The organism is Pseudomonas sp. BP11-1-1, assembly GCF_052112105.1.
Lineage (GTDB): Bacteria > Pseudomonadota > Gammaproteobacteria > Pseudomonadales > Pseudomonadaceae > Aquipseudomonas > Aquipseudomonas alvandae.
Map to the genome: position 1 here is coordinate 450,673 of NZ_JAUTYU010000004.1, position 20,435 is coordinate 471,107.

The window sequence follows — 20,435 nt, forward strand, 5'->3', positions numbered from 1 at the left end:
ACTGCACTGCCCTCCTCCAGCGCTTTTGCTACTTATCGAGGGGGAGCCACCAATGAACACACAACTAAAACCCACCCTGGGCACCCTGCACTTATGGGGCATCGCCGTCGGCCTGGTGATATCCGGCGAATATTTCGGCTGGAGTTACGGCTGGGGCGTCGCCGGCACGCTGGGCTTTCTGGTGACATCGTTCATGGTCGCGGCCATGTACACCTGCTTCATCTTCAGCTTCACCGAACTGACCACCGCCATTCCCCACGCCGGCGGGCCGTTCGCCTATAGCCGTCGGGCCTTTGGCGAAAAAGGCGGCTTGATCGCCGGACTCGCGACATTGATCGAATTCGTCTTCGCCCCGCCCGCTATCGCGCTGGCCATCGGCGCCTACCTGAACGTGCAATTCCCGGCGCTCGACCCGAAACACGCTGCCGTCGGCGCCTACATCGTCTTCATGGGCCTGAACATCCTCGGCGTGAAACTGGCCGCAACCTTCGAACTGATCGTCTGCGTACTGGCCGTCGCCGAGTTGCTGGTGTTCATGGGCGTGGTCGCGCCGGCGTTCAGCTTCAGCAACTTCGCCCTCAACGGCTGGGCCGGCTCCGACGTGTTCGGCGCACCCGCCATTGCCGGGATGTTTGCAGCGATCCCCTTCGCGATCTGGTTCTTCCTCGCTATCGAAGGCGCCGCCATGGCCGCCGAAGAAGCCAAGGACCCGAAACGCACGATTCCGAAAGCCTACATCAGCGGCATCCTGACCCTGGTGGTATTGGCCATGGGCGTGATGTTCTTTGCCGGCGGCGTGGGTGACTGGAGCACCTTGTCCAACATCAACGACCCGCTGCCCCAAGCCATGAAAGCCGTGGTCGGCGAAAGCTCCGGCTGGCTGCACATGCTCGTCTGGATCGGCCTGTTCGGCCTGGTGGCAAGCTTCCACGGCATCATCCTCGGCTACTCGCGCCAATTCTTCGCCCTCGCTCGCGCCGGCTACCTGCCCGCCTCCCTCGCCAAGCTGTCACGCTTCCAGACCCCGCACCGGGCCATCATCGCCGGCGGACTGATCGGCATCGCCGCCATCTACAGCGACGGCCTGATCAACCTCGGCGGCATGACTCTCACCGCCGCGATGATCACCATGGCGGTGTTCGGCGCCATCGTCATGTACATCATGAGCATGCTCAGCCTGTTCAAACTGCGCAAAACCGAGCCCAACCTGGAACGCACCTTCCGCGCGCCGGGCTATCCGATCGTGCCGGGCATCGCCCTGGTCCTGGCCGTGGTGTGCCTGGTGGCGATGGCTTGGTTCAATGCCCTGATCGGCTTGATCTTCCTCGGATTCATGGCGGTGGGTTTCGTGTACTTCGTGTTGACCGCGCAGTTACGCGCAGACGCTCCGGCCGATGCGATGTTGACCGGGCTATAAGGTGAGCCAGGCATAACCGGCGTAGTATGGAACCACTGCGAACCGTCTTCGCTCATAAGTGGTATGGGCAATGACCAGCGAAATACTCGTCTGGCCATTGCCCCTCAAGGAGAGCCCTATGCCCTGGTATGCCTGGTTAATCCTGATCGTCGCCATCGGCTCGATCGTGGGTGGTTTGATGATGCTGCGCGACACCGCCAACAAGGTTGAGCTGACGGACGAACAGCGCAAGCGTGTTGCCGAGCGCAATGCGGAAATGGATGCGAAAGAGGCGAAGGATCGCTGATCTGCTTGCTGCGCATCACTCTGTGGCGAGGGGATTTATCCCCGCTGGGGGGAGCGTAGCGGCCCCAAAACGTTTGGACTCGCAGCTTTAGAGTCAGGATCACTTCTGTAGGTAGAGGGCTGCTACGCAGCCCAGCGGGGATAAATCCCCTCGCCACAGAGGGCAATGCCTTGCCGCGCCAGCAGTGTTATTTCTCCCAATCCGCCTTCGCAATATGCAACCCATGCAGCCCTTTATATCCCGCCCGCTCCGGCTGACTCCAGCCTTGCAGCAACGAATCCTCCAACCGATAAATCTCCACCCCCAACGGACGACAGACGCTTAAAGGATCCTGCGCTTCCGGCCCCCACATCGCCAGCGACAGATCCCCGCCAGGGCAAGTCGACAGCGCACACAACAAATCAATCTCGGCAAAAAACTCCAGGTAGTCGCCCTTCTGCGCCGGACACGCCTTCATGAAATACATGTCGTCATGATTCAGCCCGGTGCATTGGAAGATATTCAACACGTCATGCACATCGAACTCCGTCAGGCCGTGGGGCAACACCGCACGGGTCAGGTTCGAGTGACAGTGATGATGGAAATCCTCACCGGTCAGCATCTTGTTCACATACGGGTCACAGCGCGTCCCCAACAAATCGTGCAAGCGCCCGCCATGTTCGTCGATGCCGTAAGCCGCCAAGCTGTCATCGGTGATCGTTACCAATGGCCGCAGGAATGGCAGGTTCGACCACAACCGATCGTAGGTGCTTACATGAGCGCCTTGAAGCTGACGAGTACGAGCCGCCCATAAGCGCTCCCGCGGATCGTTGGCATTCCAGACGTTGAAGTCCCCCACTTGCGGGCCGACCGGCGTGGTCACGCGGAACACATGGCCGGCCGGCACCTGCCAGGCGCGCCCGGTGCGGATGGGTACTTCGAACTGCTCGATCAGCGTGCGCTTGTCTTGCTGAGTGCGGATGCGGTCGTAGAAGGGTTTGTCCACTTGCAGGGCGGAGCCTTTGCTGACCTGGTAGGCGGCTGGGTAGTCTTTGTACATGGCGCGAGTCCTTTGATCAGTGAGGGTTGGCGGGAGTCAGCAGGTGCAGGAGCAACTGCTCGGAATCGTCGAGGTAAAGGCTCAACTCGTCGTGGGCAGCGCGCTTGTTACCTTCGGCCAGCAAATCGTGGATCTGCCGGTCACGGGCAAGCCACGGCGCCTGGAAACGTGCCTCATCGGGGGCGGAACAAAACACCAAACGCAGCTGCGCCACCACATTAGTGAAGAACTCATCGAGCAAGGGACTGCGCATCAGCCCCACGATGTGTTGATGGAAGGCCAGACCGTGGGTGCCCACCGCTCGCCAATCTTCGCGCTCGCGAGCCAGCTCGGCGGCCTCCAAGGCTTCGAGCATGCGGTCGGACTGGTATTCGCTCAGCGGATTGCTAGTGAGAATGGCCTGGAGTTCCAAGGTGCGACGGACCTTGAACACGTCGCGGACGTCGTCGACACCCAATCTGCGGACCATGACCCCTTTGTTACGCACGTAACGGGTCAAGCCCTCCTGACCGAGACGGTGTAACGCTTCGCGAATGGTGTTGCGAGAGGCGTTGTAGGCTGAGACCAGGTTGTTTTCGATCAGCGCCATGCCAGGGATGAGGCGACCGCCGATGATGTCGGCGCGGAGTTCGAGGGTGATTTGGTCGGCTAGGGAGAGATGGCTAGTCATGGAGGGCCTTGGATTGTTGAACAATCGATTGGCTTGGGTACATCACAATTCATGCCAATGTGTACGTCCAAGACTATGTCTGATACCTACAATTTTTATTGAAAAGCCTATTTCAAAACTCGTTAAACATCGCTCAAATAACACAGAACCAAAATTGAACGTTAATCAGCTCCGATCATAAATGAAACGAATATAATATTAGAAAGCTTGAAAGGCGACCATCTTAATAGCCCCTCAAGCTTCCTAGGTGCGGAAAACATTTTGCCTACCACTCGCCCGGCGCACATCCAAGGGTGCTGCTTCGAGAAGAACCGAAAAATGATGACAGTAAAATGAAAGAGATGTCAAAACAGCCCCCTCAATTTATCTGCGAGCCCTTCAGATCAGTTAATTTCACGATTCGTTGTTGGCTCGCTATTATCTCGCACCGAATTTATACGCTCAAAAACAAACTCATTGCAACCAAGCTTGCCCCCAACAGTTTTTAATTTAATTAATTGATAACCAAGCCCACGATAAAATTCAAAAATTTGCTCTGGAGTGGCAACCTCAAAGGGATACCCACCAAGCCAGTCAAGCAAATCGTACCAAATACTCATTCCACGATTATATTTGCGTCGGAAAGCGGCCCGAAGCAACAACCTCGGGAGAGTCGGATATATACCATGGATAAAAATAAAAACAGGGCGCATAAAGCTATACTTGGCATAAACACGCTTGACAAAAGACCAATAACGACTATAAAAGCCTTGCTCATTATAAATCGCAATAAAAATCTTACCTTCACTGGAAACGCTCAATTCCGCATTTCGCAGAGCGGTCCACATATCCCCGGTATGATGTAGAACGCCCCACGAATAAACAATATCGAAACTTCCCAAGCTACTTAAAAAGACAGCGTCAAGAACAGAGCCAGTCTTAATCTCCCAGTGTTCGTCGCCCTTAAAAAATCTACTACGCAGTTCATTGGTACAAGCAACTGACTGGGGATCGTAATCAAATGAAACGACGCTTGCTCCAAGACGTCTTGCCGCTAATGAAAACAGGCCGCTACCGCTACCGATATCAAGAAATCTCTTACCGTCAAGAGTTTCGACTCCAAGCATGTTTTTCAGACTATCAACGGCCTGCTGAATGCGATCTTCATTTAATACGGTTAAAAAATTAGACCAGTTTGCCCCAAAGGCAAAGCGCTCCCCCTTTGCCATTTCATCACTATGTGTTTTCTCTGCAATAGACTCACTCATCGACATCATCCTTGGATTAATTAACTCTCAGCATGGCAAACTCATTAGCTTGCGAACACGGTGAGTAGCTTTATATATTTTGCCTGAACTCGTCAGGGCCGTTGCTAAGGCTGGGCACCCTGATGCTATCTCACCTTTTGTCACAGCCTTTCCCATCACTGGTTATCAGTGACCAGCATTATCCGAAGCAGTTCCCACCAGCCATAACGCAAAAGGCCAGTCATCTCGACTGGCCCACTTTACAGTCACATCTCAGTTCACTTCCAGCTTGTCACGATTTTTATCCAGAATCGCCTTACCTATCCCTTTGACCTCCAGCAACTCGTCCACGGAGGCGAAAGCGCCATTACTGGTACGATATGCAACAATCGCCTCAGCTTTGGCCTTCCCTATTCCTACCAGCTCGCGCTGCAGCGTAGTGGCATCCGCCCCATTTAGATCTATCTTTGCGCTTTGCTGTTCTACCCGCTGTTCAATCTGCCCTCCTCCCGTAGCTTCAGATGGGATCGCAGGCGCAGCGATGACAGCGATCGAGGCGCTGGTGAGAAAAGCAAAAACTAGAGAATATAAATAGCCAGTACGCATAAGTGACGCTCCATGACATCATCAAAAGAGAAACAGCTTTTCCGAAGCTGCTCCTCAAAAATAGACGATGATGGGATGGCGTCAAAAACACGTTCGTTACAGTTTGTGTAACAATTAAGGCTCCAAACGTCGTTGCTGATAGATCCAATCGACTATCTCCCCATCCGGGGTGTAGCCACGGACTGTGTCGCGAAGCAATTGGCGAACCCTCGCGTAGTCATCACGCTCAATGGCCGCAAGCAATTCAGCCAGCCCAGCCTTGAGCACATCCCAGGGTAGGTGATCTTCATTGGCGCTCATTATCATCGGATGCTGAGTAGCCACCACGCTGTCACCGATCAGCAGCTCCTCGTAAAGCTTTTCGCCTGGACGCAGGCCAGTGAACTCAATGGAAATATCACCTTGAGGATTTTTTTCCGACCGAACGCTTAACCCGGATAAATGAATCATTTTTTCCGCCAATTCAATGATCTTCACCGGCTCCCCCATATCCAGCACGAACACATCACCTCCCAGCCCCATGGAACCCGCTTGGATCACCAACTGAGCAGCTTCAGGGATGGTCATAAAGTAACGTGTAATTTTGGGATGCGTAACAGTTAGCGGCCCGCCAGACTTGATCTGGTTATGAAATAACGGAATGACCGAGCCAGACGAACCCAGCACGTTGCCAAACCGGACCATGGTAAATCTGGTTTTATTGACACGTGAAATATTCGCTTGATCGCCGAACAATACCGGCGCCAACTCCCTACTAAGCGCCTGCAATATCAATTCAGCAAGCCGTTTGGTACTGCCCATTACGTTGGTGGGTCGCACAGCCTTGTCGGTAGAAATCAGGACAAAGTTTGAAACACCAGCTTGCAAAGCAGCTTGTGCGGTATTAAGCGTTCCAACTACGTTATTCAGAACTCCTTCGGCGATATTGTGCTCAACCATGGGCACATGCTTATAGGCAGCGGCGTGATAAACCGTGTCGACATTCCAAGTCTTCATCACATCCAGCAACTTTTCTTGATTGCGCACCGACCCCAAAATTGGCAATAACCGAACAGATAATGACTCTCGGGCAATACGCTGTTCCAGTTCGGACAAGATACTGTATAGGTTGAATTCGCTATGCTCGAAAAGCAGCAATGTAGTCGGCGTGAGCGTCAAAATCTGCCTACAAAGTTCTGAGCCAATCGAACCGCCGGCGCCAGTAACCAGCACCGACCGCCCCGTGATGCAATGCTCAAGCAAATCGGCTTGTGCCGGCACGGGATCACGCCCTAGGAGGTCGGCGATGTCAACCTCCTGGATATCATCAACCTTAACCCGACCACTGGCAAGATCCATAAAACCAGGGACGCTACGCACATGAAGTGGAAAACTTTCAAGCAGTGTCAAGATCTCCCGACGACGACCGCGTGATAGGGACGGGACGGCTAGCAGAATCTCTTGCGCGCCCGTGGCATTGATCATTTTTTGTATATGTTTAGGTTGGTAGACTTGTAATCCTGCAATCACACGATCAGCAATACTGTTGTCATCGTCGATGAACGCGACCGGCCGCATTACTCTTCCCATACGCAATGCCGCCACGAGTTGGTTACCCGCTGCCCCGGCACCATAAACGGCAACCTTGGGTAGACCATCGTCACGATTGGTAAATGGTACATGTTGAGCCGCGGTGAACCAGTCACCCAGAAAGTACTGGCGCATGAACAGCCGAAGCCCACCAATCATGATCAGGCTCAACCACCAATAGTTGAAAATAATAGAGCGTGGGACTACAGTTTTGTGGTTGCTGTACCAATACACAACCAAAGCCAATAGCAAGGCCGATAGACTGACTGCTTTACAAATGGTAATTAGCGCATCGTTGCCGAAATAACGCATAACAGCACGATACATACCGAAGCGAATGAAAATTGGGATAGCTATCAGCGGAGCAGATGCAAAAAGCCAAAGGTGGGTTTCGACAGGACTGGCCAGCGCCTCCAAACCTAGTCGAACGACAAACGCCAGCCACAGGGCAATCCAGACCAGACTGACATCAGTCGCCACTTGAATCGCGCGTTTGTGGCGTCTTGGCAACCCCAATAACACTGTTCTAAATTTACCCATGGGACCCTTCCCGCATCTTGGCCAGCTCATGAAAACCAATCCATTGCTAATAGAACGTCTCTACATTATCGTCCGTTGGACATCCGAAAAACGAAAAACGCGCTGTACCATGATATCAGCACTTTTCAAGCTCGCCGGCGCGGAACCGGATGGCAAGCAGTACCAACGGTACATAAGCCACGATTAACGCCAATGCCCCATCAACGTTCCACAACACGACACTTGCAGCCAAAGGCAACAGCCAGAATACGTTGATTGCGGCGACTGCCAACGTCACCGGCATGTGTCGCCCATAATGACGTGAGGCGAACTGATAAGCATGGCTACGATGTGCCTCGTAGACTTTGTCACCACGTAGCAGGCGGCGTAGCAAGGTGACAGTTGCGTCAACGATAAAAACACCGAGCAGGATGAGCCAAACCCATAACAGATTGGATGAGACCCAAGCCGCTTGCAGAGAAAGCACTCCCAGGGTGATGCCAAGAAAGCCGCTTCCTGCGTCCCCCATGAAGATACGAGCAGGCGGAAAATTCCAATACAGGAAACCTGCCACTGCCATTGCGAGTAACAGCGGAGCCACGATCAAGGTTTCATATCCGCCAAGCCAATAGAGCATACAAGCCCCCAGGCAAGCGCAAATCGCTTCAATGCTTGCGATACCGTCGATACCGTCCATGAAATTGTAGAGATTGAGCATCCAGACCAAATACAGTCCGGCGCAGACGTAACCTGTCCAACCAAAATCCACCGTCATGCCCATAAGGTTAATAATGGGCAATCCCCCTCCCAGCCAGAACAGTGCCCAGACAGCGGCACCGAAATGCCCTAAAAGCCGCCAGCGTGCGGCAATATGCCCATGATCATCGAGAAAACCCAGCACAGCGACCCCGGCGCCCGCCCCGAGTATTGCCAAGACAGCGTTCACAGATAACTCATCGCCTCTCCAAAGAGGCATAGCCACCAAAAAGCACAATACAATTGCTACCCCTCCGCCCCGGGGGGTCGGAATTGAATGAGAACTCCGGGCGTTAGGAATATCAATCAGGCTACGGCTTAACGCGTAACGTATTAAAAGCGACGTCAAAAGCAGCGAGCCAAAAGCAACTAGCAGCGTATAAAAAAGCAGAACCATTATCAGAACTCCAACCGCAAGCATCTTCTGCTAAGTGATAACCAACAACTAAACAGAATTTATTTAAAATCCCTGGCGGCCTTCCGGAGCCCATCATCCAGGCTCTCAGTGGGAGACCAGTTCAATAGTTCGCGTGTCTTTCCAATATCTACTTGGAGCGAACCGCTCAGTCTAATGACCATATCTTTACGCCCCAGCAAGGCAGCCCCAAGGTTCAACAGGGCTGGAGATATCGGAATAAGTATGGCCTTTTTTCCCAAAGCTTTCCCCATTCGCACCAATAGCTCAGTAGTAGATACGTCCTCACCGTCACTGACCATGAATATTTGATTCGCTGCTTTGGGGTGGTATAGACAAACCAAGATCAAGTCTACCAGATTATTCAGCGAGACCAGGCTTCGTTTATTTCTAATATCACCTAGCGGCAAAGGGAAGCCACGATTCAACCAAATCATCATGCTACGGAAGTTAGCCTTCACTCCTGGCCCGTATACCAAAACCGGGCGAATGATAACAACTTCCATTCCAGACTCTTCGGCGATGCGCTTTAATCCTGTCTCTGCTTCCATTTTTGAAATGCCATATGGATCCGTTGGCGCCGGAGTATCGTCCGCCTGGTAAGGGCAGCCGGGAATAGTGGCTTCACCATTAACTTTTACGGAGCTTAAAAAAACGAATCGTTTCACTCCGGCTGCAGCTGCCTTGTGCGCCAAGTCAAGAGTAAAATCCACGTTAATTCTACGAAAATCTGCCAGCGGATCATTCGAGCTATCATTCATGATATGAACACGTGCGGCACAATGCACAACCGACTGAACATCATGCATGATCGAACTGGAAATCGTACCGGTTTTAGGCAAAATAGCAGCACGCACCCCCGCTGGAAAATTTATATTATTATCCCGAACCAGCGCTACCACTTGTTTCGCATGGGATAACAATAATTCAATCAGTGCGGAGCCGATAAATCCATTAGCTCCAGTGACGAGAATTTTTTCACTCATCATTAGACGCTCGCTCTAACTTTGAATAAATATCCAAATGTTGTTGTACTATTTTATTTATATCAAACACCCTTTCCGCCAATGCCCGACCTTGGATTCCCATCCGCTGTCGAATATCGTCGTTTTGGATCAAACATTCTAAACTATTGGCCAAAGCCAGAGCATTTCGTACCGGGACCAGTAAACCCGTGACATTAGGATCTATGGCGTCACGACAACCAGGAACATCGGTGGTTACAACCGCACGGCCACACGCAGCAGCCTCTATCAGAACCTTAGGTAGCCCTTCACGGTAGGAGGGCAACGTTACAATATTGGCACCGGCGAACAACTCCTCTATGTTCTTACGGTAGCCTAATAACTCAACGAACCCTTCGTCCCGCCAAGTCGCAATCTCTGCTGGGGTAATGGTCGCAGGATTACCTGGATCGACGTCACCGATAATCTGAAACCGAGCAGCTATACCTTTTTGTTGAAGAATTTTCGCAGCTTCCACAAATTCAAATACCCCCTTGTCTCGCAACAAGCGGGCAGCGAAACAAATAACGGGGGGCTGAGCGATACTCTCTGGTACATACGAATACAGATTCAAGTCGACCCCAGACCCAGGGATCATCTCGACCTTGCTTATGTCGACTATCCCAAGACCTGTTAGAACAGCACAATCCTCCGGGTTCTGGAAAATTACGCGCAGTTTTTTCTTGCCCAGAGCTAACTTGTAGAAAACACTCACTATTTTACGAAATACAGTTGCCTTGATTCCTTGGGAAAGAAATACAAATCCGAGACCTGAAATCGCGGCCACAACTCCTTTTACAGGAGCTAAGCGTGCAGCAATTCCTCCGTAAATGACTGGTTTGATTGTGACCAAATGCAGGATGTTCGGCTTCACTTTCCAAAGCAGGCGCCAGATAGCAAATAAAGAAAACAACTCCCGAAGCGGGTTACTTCCGCTACGGGAGAGTGGTAATGAGTGATGAATAAATCCTTTTTCTTTAATATGGCGTACAGCTTCACCATCCATGGTTGCAATGTGCGTCTCATATCCCATCTTTTTTGCAGCTTCAGCAACTGCTACTCTGTGCGAAATAAAAAAAGCAGGATCGTTCACAATCATTAGCAGTTTATCTGTCATTACTGTATGTCCAGCTCGATTTCAGGCGGTGTAACTTTGAAAAAAAAGCAGCCAAGGATAGCTGAAAACGCCACATTTCGAAAAAAATCACAAGCATCATTTCCTTGGGCATATCTTGCTATAAGCCGCGCCGAACCGAGATTTAGCATAGCTCATTGTAAAATGCTCATGGATCCGAAGCTGGGCTTTTTGGCCAAGGTCAGAACGATAAGCATCTCCTGCCGAAATTAAAAATTTCAATCCGTCAGCTAAAGCACGGGGATTTCGGGGTTGAACCACTATACCTGTCTCACCGATCAGGAACGCGGCATCTCCTACATCAGTCGTCACACAGGGTAAGCCCATCGTCATCGCTTCGCCCAGTACGTTAGGAAACCCCTCAGTTCGCGAATGTAGACAGAAAATGTCCATAGCTTTCAAGCATGCGGGTACATCCTTACGTTCACCTAGCAACACGAAACGATCAAGGTATCCGGTCGAATGAACCAGTTTCATCAATGCTTCATTTTCTGAAGACAGATCACGACCAACAAGTAAAAACTTGATATTTTTATAATCGCCAAATAACAGCGAAGCCGCTGAAATAAAATTCTCGTGATCTTTCGCCAAATTATACCGACCGACACTACCTATAACTAAATCCTCTGGAGAAAAACCAGCAGCTAAACGTATAGCCTGCCGATCCTCCAGAGACGCTCTCAGCACATCTGGATCAAATCCATTGGAAATAACCATCATCTTCGCACTGTTGTAGCCGATTCGCTCATGTTCAATTCTGGACGCATTAGCAGCACAGACAATTATTTTAGGAACGAAATTTGACAAAAGTGCACAACACCGTCTAATCCATCCGGTGACTTTGCTAACTCCGCTATTTATATTAGTGGTTCTAATACCCCAAATAACATTGCGAACACCGGCTAATCTAGCAGCGATACCCCCAATCAAATCCGCATGATACATCCACGTTTGTACGATATCGGGTTCATTTTTTCGAAAAATTCTATACAGACTAAAAAATACCCTAGGTAGATCACATGCGCCTCGCATATTCAGCGCAGTAACATCGCGCCCTTTTGCTCGAAGCTCCGCTCCCAATTTACCAAAATCAGTTAATGAAATGATGGAATGATCTTGACCTACGTCATTATTAAACGACTCCGAGAGTCGCAGAAGCATAAGTTCAGCACCGCCGACATTCAATCCAATAATGACATGAATAACTTTCATGAACTCTGAGCCTCAAGCCAAGCCTGAAACATCAATATACCCCATAACTTGGTGGCGTTATTAGATTTGCCCGCTAGATGATCACTCCATGCTTTTCTAACCATTGCACAATTAAAATACCCCTCCCTTTCAAGACGTTTTTCCTGCAACAGTGTTTCAGCCCAATCTCTGAGGGGCCCTCGCAACCAAGATCCGATAGGTACCGAAAATCCTTTTTTGGGACGCTCTATCATTTTTCGAGGTACATGCCGATATAAAACCTCGCGGAGTATCCACTTACCTCTTCCATCACGTATCTTCATATTCAATGGCAAACGCCATGCAAGCTCTACAACCTGATGATCGAGCATTGGCACTCTAGTTTCCAAGCTGTTTGCCATCGCTGCCCGATCCACCTTCACCAGAATGTCGTCAGTCATATAAGTCTTGGCGTCCATTGCCATCATCCAATTTTGATAATTATCTACTGAAGGCCAAGAATTTTTGGAGTTTAATGAGGTGGCGGGTTCAAGCGCGCCCAAAATTAATTGGTTTGGACCTTGCCAATGGCTAAGTAGCCGGCGGTAAAACTCCTCGCGATCCGGCGCCCCCATAACTTCTGAAAGTTTTTGCACCTTACCAGAAATAGGAAACCTTTCCATAACAGATGCTGCGGCGTTCCGTAAGGGCAGAGGGAGATGTTCAAATACGCTCCACATACGCGGAGCAAATCGATAAGGATTATATCCCCCAAACAACTCATCGCCGCCGTCACCACTGAGGGCGACAGTCACATGTTGTCTGGCGAGATGACTCACGAGGTAGGTCGGAATTTGCGAGCTATCAGCAAAAGGTTCCGAATATATCTCCGGCATACGAGGAATAACATCCAAGGCATCACTGGATTGGATGTATAGTTCCGTGTGTTCCGTCCCCAGGTGCCTAGCCACTTCTAATGCGTGCTCGGCCTCATTGTAGCCTGACTCGTGGAAACCGATGGTGAACGTTTTGACCGGGCGCTTACTTTGCTTTTGCATCAGGGCGACAATTGTGCTGCTATCTATACCGCCGCTTAGAAAAGCACCAAGCGGTACATCAGCGAGCATTTGCCTACCAATACTCTGAGTAAGCTCCGACTCCAGCGCATCGATGGCCTGCGCCTCCGTGCCAATAAAAGGATTCGATATCCCTGTTTCGACCGCAACATTTATCTCCCAAAAAGGAGTGGGCTCACTTGCTCTGCTTATCTGGCTGGTCGAAAACTGTAAGTAATGACCTGGCAACAACTTTGCTATGCCAGCGTAAATACTAAACGGAGCCGGAATATAGTTATAACGCATTAAAAGGGCCAACGCATTACGACTAACTTGCGCGTTGAAGGCCGGATGCACCTTGAGGCATTTCAACTCAGAGCCGAACAAAAGCACACCGTCCTGCCACCCCCAATAAAGAGGTTTTTCACCCATACGGTCACGGGCCAGCGTCAAAACACGAGTCTCACGATCCCATAACGCAATAGCAAACATCCCCACCATCGCGCGAAGCGTGCTCTCTATACCCCAAGCTGAAAAACAGGCTAAGAGTGTTTCGGTATCGGAATGCCCAACCCAGCCAAAGCGATGCCCCTCATTAATCAGACGGGCTCGAAGATCCAAATGATTGTAAATCTCACCGTTAAACGCAATGATATATCGACCGCAGGCTGACGCCATCGGCTGATGCCCTGCGGCCGAAACGTCGATGATCGCTAGTCTACGGTGAGAAAAACCGATTCCCGCATTTTCGTCAAACCACTCGCCGTTATCATCAGGTCCCCTGTGATAAATAGCGTCGCCCATTTTTCGCAAGAGCCTTGCAGAATCGTCAAGATCCGCCTGTAACGTAAGAAAACCCGAAAAACCACACATTAGGTTCTTATCCTTAAAATCATCATGCGATGCATAATAAATTGCTCAATCCTTACATTGCAATAGTACTGCGTTAATCATCGCAATCCGACCAATTAAATGATCGAAAACTCACATCTAGCCTATAAAATTTTCTGCTCCCCAGCCAAAACCAGGCTGGTAAAATCTGGGAATCCACTGCATCATAAAATAGAATAACAGTAGCACCAAATAAGAATACAATCGCCAGGAAGTCAATCGAAGTCCAGAAATCAAGACGAGAAGGACAGCACTCTCGAAAATCCTTGCTGATATAGGTAGAAAAAAATATATAGCCAAATAAAAAACGAGCATTCCCATCTGAAAACTATTATCAGTTAAAAATTTTCTGCCTTGAAAAACAAATAATAAGGCAACCACAAACCAATAAACAAAACCCAAACCACTGATCTTTAAGCTACCCTCTCCATAAACCTCTGCTTGCCTTGCCCCTAGACTGGAAGCCAACCAAATAGCAACCAAAGCAGCACATAAACCGACAAGCATAAAAGTTATTACACGCAGCCCTGACGAGAATTTCAATCGGGCCAAAACCACACTACAATAATAGATCACCAAAACAAAGAAAAAAGAAGCATGGAGAAAAGGAGTTAGAAGCATAAACGAGTTACGAACCCATCTATTTTTTGAAAACCATCCAATTAGGAAAACAGTTATAGCCAGACCCTGTCGAAGATGAACAATATAGTTCTTCATTACCTGCGGCAGGAGTAAAAATGCCAACAAAATCAAAAAAAATCTGCGATCGACCTTAAGTGCCAAATACGCAGTTATGAATGAAGAAAAAAACACGATAACCCTAACAACTGCTTCATCACCAAGCACTAACGAAAGCGCAATATTCACCAATAGCCATAAAGGCTCATTTGTAAAAATATAAATCCAACCTTCGTTCTTCCCACGCTCGAGAATTTCCGCCGAACTTGAAGCATACGTAAGATAGTTCCCTCTATCCACAAAAGCATCGACCGGCAGCGAAGCAAGGCCCAACGAAAATATTAACGCCAATACAAAGCAGGCCAACGAGTATCGAGATATAACCATTGAAGAATAAATATTATTTCTCCTAGTCCTTGCTACCCAACAACATTCTGCCAATCATTCAACTGTACTCACTACCTGACTCAGCGTCCGCCCCTTAAGCTTTAACAAAAGCGAGTAAAAGAAAAAACTTCCCGTATAGAAAAGACGATACAGTAAGCGTGATTTCATAATCAAACCTGGACTCATGACTGGGTCCGGGCAAACTTTCTCAAAGTTCTCGACACATGCCTCAACAGAGAACATTTTCGACTTTTCCTTGTGCGCTTTACTTAATACCTGTTTCTCAACCTCTGAATAACCATTAAAATCAACAAGTATATCTAAAACATCTTTCTTAGAATATAGCCCGTCTTCATTATAAGAGAATCCAGGCAACTCACTCAGAAAGCCATATGTTGAAGGCTCATGGGTGTTCTCAATTCCGACCAGCGACGGGACGCCCAATCCAGCAGCTTCAACCAAAGCGGTTCCTGACCCCACAAAAACGTCAAATTGCGATACCACGTCAGCGAAAGCTGAATATTCAAGGCTTCCCTTAAGAAATACAATCTCCGCCAGATCCAACGCTTTGATCTTATCCAACATTTTTTTTTCTAAAGGTCCATACCCGTAAATATGATAACTGGCTTTAATCCCCAACTTCCGAAGATCGCTAACCACATCTAGCATCCAGAGATTATAGCCTTTAAATTCCACGAGACGGCCAACGGAACAAATGGTCAGTTCGCTATTGAATACTTTCGGTTTGGCATTTGCTGATTGATGCACCACTCCGAGAGGAAATAAGCTAACATCACTGAAGTCCTTTCCAGTGACGGTAGAATACCGCTCAACCATTTTTTCGTTAAAAAAGATCAAGCCATGTGCTTTATGTAAATGTGAAAATATTTGGCGATTATTTTCTTCAAAGAAAGGCAATGCTTTTAAGCTACCTCCCCAAGAAAACTCCATGGAATGGTAAAGACCTATTGAAACAGGTAGATTTGTTCTAACAATGGCGCTTAAACGTATAAATACATGGGCGCAAAATCCATTCGAAACATGCGCACTACTTATTCCGTCAAATATTTCTTTAAGTATGTTTTTTTGAAGAGGATAGAGCAATGAGAAATGGTAAAGAACTGCACATTTCGGCAAACGGGGGGAAAGTACTTCGTTCAGGAAATACACATCCGCGCATTCCCTGGCTCGACTAACAAGCTCAGCGTCACTTTTACCTTCCGGTGAAAGAATTAAAAATTTTGTTATTAATCCTTTCTTTTTTCTGCATTGAGCCATTCGCACATAGAATGTTTCAATCCCACCGATTGCTAAAGAACCATGAACAAATAACATTTAAAAGCGACCTTTCGCAAAAACATAAAATTGCTTTATCTGCACGACATAGCTAAAAATACAAATCATCAAAGTTACAAACCAGGCTATATATACCTCCTTATTATATTCATTCCCGTAGAGAGCACCAAAAACACTTAGCAATACGACGATAATTGAACATCCGTAGAATTTTATATTTGAATAAGTGACCCACAGAAAATTTGACATTTCGGTCTTAAGCACCAAATACAAAAAGAACGAAATGGCGGTAGCCGCTGATGCACCGCCGGCTCCAAATTGAGGGATCAGAAAATAATTCAAGCTAAAATTGGTAGCCATGCAAATAACGGTAATAACAGGAAGGAATTTTGTCTTCTGGGAAATACTAATACCTATACCGGAGACTTCCGTTACCATCATGCAGAGCGGCGGAACTAAGCAGGCTGGCAATAGAAATTGGACCGCTGCATATTCAATGGGAAGAAAATAACCAGTTAAGAAAGCGAACAGCGCGACAAGACAAATCAGCAATAATGAAAACACTTGGACCGCGTCAGCTACCCCCCGTACTTTTACTTTAGCTGAGTCTTCTGAAACCCATTTATAAACCACAGGATGCCACATAGTAGTGAAAATTTGTTGAAATAAAATTGCAGCTCCCGCCAAGGTAGATGCTACCGCATAAACCCCCAACTGAGCCAAGGAGGAAAGCTCCTTGAGCATAATTCTATCTATAAAGTTAAGCCCCCAAAAAGCAAGTCCACTTACCATCAGCGGAAAACCAAAGTTGATAAGCTCCCGGAGTCTTCGAGTTTCAAAGAAATCGGCTTTGAATGAGGCCCGTTTATCATTCAGAAAAAAGATCATGATGATTACAACCAAAGCCCAACAAATACCTTGCATACCAGACAGAGTGATAAAACTTTTCTGTTCTGGAAAAAAAAACAGACCTGTCACAAGAATCAAAAATAGTAACTTTGGGAAGATCCTTGTCATACTATAAGCAAATGACATCTCCTTCATTCGGATAAAGACGGAAAAAAAACGCTCCAAATACAACATAACCGCCGAGAAGCAAAGTATGATATAAAGCTTTAAATCTTTAATACCAAATACACGGAAGGAAATTTCCTCAGCATAAAAAAAAGCGATAACTATTGAAAATAATAGTAGCAACAGGCCTGGCGCGACACACGCTCTTGCCAATGCTCCCGTATCACTCACTTCATTGAACTTCCTTACATATGACTGATCAAGCCCAAAAGAGAAAAAAACTGCTATTAAGGACAACGACAATTGAAACAGTGCGACTCGCCCGATATCTTCTGAAGAAAACATCCAAGCGAGTATAGGTAAGGTGATAAGACTAAGTATTGCCCCGAAACCGATACCCGAGGCATACGTAAAAACTGTCCGTAAGTTCAACGAAAAAAACTCTGAACAGCGTCAATGACCTGAGCAATGTCTTTTTCAGAAATTCCATACCAAATAGGTAACCGAATGAGCTGTTCACTTCCGATCGTCGTCTGGATGTCCACACCATGGAAACGACTGTAGCGCTCCCCACATGCCGCGGAATGAAGAGGGACGTAGTGAAAAACAGCGTGAACATTTGCATCAGATAAGTGTTTCAACAATTTGGTTCTAACTTCTAAATTCGCCACTCTTAAATAAAACATATGAGCATTATGCTTACACTCGACGGGTAAAGTAGGGAGCGTAATATAGCCATCACTCTCCAGAGACTGGAGACCTTCGCTATATTTATTCCACGCAGTTATTCTTGCCTTCTTTATAGTATCCGCAACCTCCAACTGCCCCCAAAGATAGGCGGCCTGAAGGTCCGATGGTAAATAACTACTTCCAATATCTACCCAACTATACTTATCCACCATACCGCGAAAGAATTGACTACGATTAGTTCCTTTTTCACGAATGATCTCAGCTCGATTAACAAACTGAGAATCGTTAATTATTAAAAGCCCCCCTTCACCTCCACTCGTATAGTTCTTCGTTTCATGAAAACTATACGCCCCTAAATGTCCGATACTGCCCAATGCACGCCCTTTATAGCTCGCCCCCTGACCTTGTGCAGCATCTTCGATTACAAAAATATTATGACGCGCAGCAATAGCCATAATTGTATCCATCTCGCAGGACACTCCAGCGTAATGGACAGGAACGATAGCTTTGGTTTTCTTTGTGATAGCTTGCTCAATAAGACTTTCATCAATATTCATTGTATCCGATCTGATATCAACGAAAACGATGGTCGCTCCCCTTAAAGCAAAGGCATTAGCGGTACTAACAAAGGTATAGCTTGGCATTATTACTTCGTCGCCCGGCTGAATATCCACCAATATGGCAGCCATTTCTAAAGCATGCGTACAGGAGGGAGTCAATAAAGCTTTTTTACAAGCTAATTCTTTTTCGAACCATCGATGGCATAGTTCGCTAAAGTAACCATCGCCTGATATCTTATTACTGCGCATTGCAGCCAACACATGCTTTTCTTCGTTGCCAGTATAAGGTGGTTTATTAAACGGAATCATAGCTTTACCATCAATTCAGTTAGCGGACATTTAGTTTCATTACTTAGATATGTCCCAGGAGCCTAGAAATAACTTAATAACCGAGCTACAGTGTTTTTTGCCGAGAAGCGTAGGCCAAAAACTCGCTCTCCAGCGCCAGCAGATCTCTTTTCCTATCCCGGATGCGCCTCGCGGGGATACCCATATATATACCCCACGAATCGGTATCTTTAGTAACCAATGTCATGGCACCTACGGAGCTTCCCTCCTGGATAGTTACTCCAGGAAAAATAGTAGAATTTGCGCCTACAATTACATGTTTCTTCAGCACCACTGCGGCAAACTTCTCTTTTTTGAATTGCTTAGGGACTAATGAGTTTGTAAGTGTTTCGCCGCTATAGTCATCTGATTGGGCAAATATTTTTACTCCATACGCTAGCGTACAAAAATCCTCGAGTACGATTCCGGGGACTCCTCCCGCTACTAGGCACATAGGAGTAATGTGATTGTATTTTCCAATTTTAACCTTTCCGGAAATTATGCAAAAATCGTCGATACGAGAGTGATCTCCTATTTCGATTTTTTCAGCATCATAGATGCACGCCTTATCGCTTATTTTTACCTCTTCGCCGAGTTTTTTGAGGCCTAACGCCTTTAATTCGGTAGAATTTAAATAAGCCATTCTATGTCTCCAGGAATCAGCTAAGAAAATCAACATACCAAGGCATCGCACGAGCAATACCAAGTTCTATGTCAAACTGCGGATCGTAACCCAATAAATTTTGTATTTTACTAATATCCGCTTGGGAGTGCCTTACATCCCCTTCACGAAAATCGCGATAAATAACTTCTTTCTCATAGGAGACATGGTTTTTAGATAGCTCTTTTTTCAATATCGCAAAAAGCATATTCAGATCAGTGCGACCGCTTACCGCAACATTATAAACTTGATTCAATGCATTTTTATCAGTAGTAGTTGCAGCTAAGAGGTTAGCTTGTATCGTATTTTCTATATAACAAAAATCACGACTGGTTTGGCCATCACCATTTATAAATACACTTTCATCCTTAATCATGGACGAGGTCCATTTGGGGATCACCGCAGCGTAGGCGCCCTCAGGATCTTGACGCTTCCCAAAGACATTAAAATAGCGCAGACCAATGGTATTGAATCCATAACAGCGAGCAAAAACTTCCGCATACAACTCATTTACATATTTGGTAACTGCATAGGGCGATAATGGCTTCCCGATAATCTCCTCAACCTTTGGCAAACCAGGATGGTCGCCATAAGTCGAGCTACTTGCAGCATAGGTAAAACTTTTTACCGAGGCATTTCTCGCCGCCACCAACATATTCAAGAAACCGTCTATATTGGTGGAATTAGTGGTTATAGGATCATTTAACGATCGCGGGACCGATCCGAGAGCAGCTTGATGCAATACATAATCTACAGAAATACAAGCCTGCTCACAGGTTTCTAAACTACGTATATCCCCCTCCACAAATTTGAAACGCCGCCATTGTTCCTCAGTAACTTCTTTCCTGACTTCCTCAAGATTATGCTTATGCCCGGTTGAAAAATTATCCAGGCCAATGACATACTGATCAAGCTTGAGAAGAGTTTCGAGCAAATTTGATCCAATAAAGCCCGCCACGCCACTAACCAACCATTTCTTAGGGGATAATGGGAGCATTTTAATAAGGGTTTCGTAGCGAGTCATAAAATCTCAAATCTCTTCGTTTCCAATGCAAGGCGATGTG

General features: G+C 47.6%; 18 protein-coding genes. 2 read left to right on the top strand and 16 right to left on the bottom strand.

Annotated features, from left to right (window positions below):
• Nucleotides 1–52: 52 nt before the first annotated feature.
• Together eat and Q7C33_RS11690 are read left to right on the top strand one after the other, a co-directional pair.
• Nucleotides 53–1,417, top strand: coding sequence for an ethanolamine permease (gene eat / locus Q7C33_RS11685; RefSeq protein WP_198797576.1), 1,365 nt, complete (start codon nucleotides 53–55; stop codon nucleotides 1,415–1,417).
• A 118-nt stretch (nucleotides 1,418–1,535) separates the two neighbouring features.
• Nucleotides 1,536–1,703, top strand: a complete 168-nt coding sequence (locus tag Q7C33_RS11690) for a DUF2897 family protein (RefSeq protein ID WP_003183831.1) — start codon at nucleotides 1,536–1,538, stop codon at nucleotides 1,701–1,703.
• Nucleotides 1,704–1,890: 187 nt separating this feature from the next.
• Here Q7C33_RS11690 and Q7C33_RS11695 read toward each other — a convergent pair whose 3' ends face one another.
• From Q7C33_RS11695 to Q7C33_RS11770, 16 genes are all read right to left on the bottom strand, one after another.
• Entirely contained in the window at nucleotides 1,891–2,742 is an 852-nt protein-coding gene (locus Q7C33_RS11695; protein WP_407683417.1) for an urea carboxylase-associated family protein, read from the bottom strand.
• Nucleotides 2,743–2,758: 16 nt separating this feature from the next.
• On the bottom strand, nucleotides 2,759–3,412 hold the full coding sequence (locus Q7C33_RS11700; RefSeq protein ID WP_323155211.1) for a GntR family transcriptional regulator: 654 nt from the start codon (nucleotides 3,410–3,412) through the stop codon (nucleotides 2,759–2,761).
• A gap of 383 nt (nucleotides 3,413–3,795) precedes the next feature.
• Nucleotides 3,796–4,659 (bottom strand): class I SAM-dependent methyltransferase, encoded by an 864-nt coding sequence (locus Q7C33_RS11705; RefSeq protein WP_407683418.1) that lies wholly within the window; start codon nucleotides 4,657–4,659, stop codon nucleotides 3,796–3,798.
• Nucleotides 4,660–4,911: 252 nt separating this feature from the next.
• Entirely contained in the window at nucleotides 4,912–5,244 is a 333-nt protein-coding gene (locus Q7C33_RS11710) for a ComEA family DNA-binding protein (RefSeq protein ID WP_407683419.1), read from the bottom strand.
• A 114-nt stretch (nucleotides 5,245–5,358) separates the two neighbouring features.
• Complete coding sequence (locus Q7C33_RS11715) at nucleotides 5,359–7,353, bottom strand: polysaccharide biosynthesis protein (protein ID WP_407683420.1); 1,995 nt, start codon at nucleotides 7,351–7,353, stop codon at nucleotides 5,359–5,361.
• Between the two features lie 115 nt (nucleotides 7,354–7,468).
• Nucleotides 7,469–8,485, bottom strand: coding sequence for an MraY family glycosyltransferase (locus Q7C33_RS11720; RefSeq protein ID WP_407683421.1), 1,017 nt, complete (start codon nucleotides 8,483–8,485; stop codon nucleotides 7,469–7,471).
• Nucleotides 8,486–8,544: 59 nt separating this feature from the next.
• Nucleotides 8,545–9,489, bottom strand: a complete 945-nt coding sequence (locus Q7C33_RS11725) for a UDP-glucose 4-epimerase family protein (RefSeq protein ID WP_407683422.1) — start codon at nucleotides 9,487–9,489, stop codon at nucleotides 8,545–8,547.
• Nucleotides 9,482–10,624 carry a glycosyltransferase family 4 protein gene (locus tag Q7C33_RS11730; protein ID WP_407683423.1) on the bottom strand — a complete coding sequence of 381 codons (1,143 nt, stop codon included), beginning with the start codon at nucleotides 10,622–10,624 and terminating at the stop codon, nucleotides 9,482–9,484. The genes Q7C33_RS11725 and Q7C33_RS11730 overlap by 8 nt, the downstream gene beginning before the upstream one ends.
• A 96-nt stretch (nucleotides 10,625–10,720) precedes the next feature.
• Nucleotides 10,721–11,854 carry a glycosyltransferase family 4 protein gene (locus Q7C33_RS11735; RefSeq protein ID WP_407683424.1) on the bottom strand — a complete coding sequence of 378 codons (1,134 nt, stop codon included), beginning with the start codon at nucleotides 11,852–11,854 and terminating at the stop codon, nucleotides 10,721–10,723.
• Entirely contained in the window at nucleotides 11,851–13,740 is a 1,890-nt protein-coding gene (gene asnB, locus Q7C33_RS11740; RefSeq protein ID WP_407683425.1) for an asparagine synthase (glutamine-hydrolyzing), read from the bottom strand. The genes Q7C33_RS11735 and asnB overlap by 4 nt, the downstream gene beginning before the upstream one ends.
• A 117-nt stretch (nucleotides 13,741–13,857) precedes the next feature.
• Nucleotides 13,858–14,802: a hypothetical protein gene (locus Q7C33_RS11745; protein WP_407683426.1), complete on the bottom strand. Its 945-nt coding sequence runs from the start codon at nucleotides 14,800–14,802 to the stop codon at nucleotides 13,858–13,860.
• 75 nt (nucleotides 14,803–14,877) lie between these two features.
• Complete coding sequence (locus tag Q7C33_RS11750) at nucleotides 14,878–16,158, bottom strand: glycosyltransferase (protein ID WP_407683427.1); 1,281 nt, start codon at nucleotides 16,156–16,158, stop codon at nucleotides 14,878–14,880.
• Entirely contained in the window at nucleotides 16,159–17,565 is a 1,407-nt protein-coding gene (locus tag Q7C33_RS11755; protein WP_407683428.1) for a lipopolysaccharide biosynthesis protein, read from the bottom strand.
• The gene (rffA, locus tag Q7C33_RS11760) at nucleotides 17,562–18,692 is read right to left on the bottom strand and encodes a dTDP-4-amino-4,6-dideoxygalactose transaminase (RefSeq protein WP_407683429.1); all 1,131 of its coding nucleotides are present in this window, start codon (nucleotides 18,690–18,692) and stop codon (nucleotides 17,562–17,564) included. The genes Q7C33_RS11755 and rffA overlap by 4 nt, the downstream gene beginning before the upstream one ends.
• 85 nt (nucleotides 18,693–18,777) lie before the next feature.
• Nucleotides 18,778–19,353 (bottom strand): acyltransferase, encoded by a 576-nt coding sequence (locus Q7C33_RS11765; RefSeq protein ID WP_407683430.1) that lies wholly within the window; start codon nucleotides 19,351–19,353, stop codon nucleotides 18,778–18,780.
• A gap of 16 nt (nucleotides 19,354–19,369) precedes the next feature.
• Complete coding sequence (locus tag Q7C33_RS11770; protein WP_407683431.1) at nucleotides 19,370–20,395, bottom strand: NAD-dependent epimerase/dehydratase family protein; 1,026 nt, start codon at nucleotides 20,393–20,395, stop codon at nucleotides 19,370–19,372.
• Nucleotides 20,396–20,435 lie beyond the last annotated feature (40 nt).

What these genes read in the sequence shown, in the direction of transcription:
- eat (WP_198797576.1), top strand. Translation starts at nt 53, where the DNA reads ATGAACACACAACTAAAACCCACCCTGGGCACCCTGCACTTATGGGGC.
- Q7C33_RS11770 (WP_407683431.1), bottom strand. Translation starts at nt 20,395, where the DNA reads ATGACTCGCTACGAAACCCTTATTAAAATGCTCCCATTATCCCCTAAG.
- Q7C33_RS11735 (WP_407683424.1), bottom strand. Translation starts at nt 11,854, where the DNA reads ATGAAAGTTATTCATGTCATTATTGGATTGAATGTCGGCGGTGCTGAA.
- rffA (WP_407683429.1), bottom strand. Translation starts at nt 18,692, where the DNA reads ATGATTCCGTTTAATAAACCACCTTATACTGGCAACGAAGAAAAGCAT.
- Q7C33_RS11730 (WP_407683423.1), bottom strand. Translation starts at nt 10,624, where the DNA reads ATGACAGATAAACTGCTAATGATTGTGAACGATCCTGCTTTTTTTATT.
- Q7C33_RS11695 (WP_407683417.1), bottom strand. Translation starts at nt 2,742, where the DNA reads ATGTACAAAGACTACCCAGCCGCCTACCAGGTCAGCAAAGGCTCCGCC.
- asnB (WP_407683425.1), bottom strand. Translation starts at nt 13,740, where the DNA reads ATGTGTGGTTTTTCGGGTTTTCTTACGTTACAGGCGGATCTTGACGAT.
- Q7C33_RS11715 (WP_407683420.1), bottom strand. Translation starts at nt 7,353, where the DNA reads ATGGGTAAATTTAGAACAGTGTTATTGGGGTTGCCAAGACGCCACAAA.
- Q7C33_RS11705 (WP_407683418.1), bottom strand. Translation starts at nt 4,659, where the DNA reads ATGAGTGAGTCTATTGCAGAGAAAACACATAGTGATGAAATGGCAAAG.
- Q7C33_RS11750 (WP_407683427.1), bottom strand. Translation starts at nt 16,158, where the DNA reads ATGTTATTTGTTCATGGTTCTTTAGCAATCGGTGGGATTGAAACATTC.
- Q7C33_RS11710 (WP_407683419.1), bottom strand. Translation starts at nt 5,244, where the DNA reads ATGCGTACTGGCTATTTATATTCTCTAGTTTTTGCTTTTCTCACCAGC.
- Q7C33_RS11700 (WP_323155211.1), bottom strand. Translation starts at nt 3,412, where the DNA reads ATGACTAGCCATCTCTCCCTAGCCGACCAAATCACCCTCGAACTCCGC.
- Q7C33_RS11725 (WP_407683422.1), bottom strand. Translation starts at nt 9,489, where the DNA reads ATGAGTGAAAAAATTCTCGTCACTGGAGCTAATGGATTTATCGGCTCC.
- Q7C33_RS11765 (WP_407683430.1), bottom strand. Translation starts at nt 19,353, where the DNA reads ATGGCTTATTTAAATTCTACCGAATTAAAGGCGTTAGGCCTCAAAAAA.
- Q7C33_RS11690 (WP_003183831.1), top strand. Translation starts at nt 1,536, where the DNA reads ATGCCCTGGTATGCCTGGTTAATCCTGATCGTCGCCATCGGCTCGATC.
- Q7C33_RS11720 (WP_407683421.1), bottom strand. Translation starts at nt 8,485, where the DNA reads ATGGTTCTGCTTTTTTATACGCTGCTAGTTGCTTTTGGCTCGCTGCTT.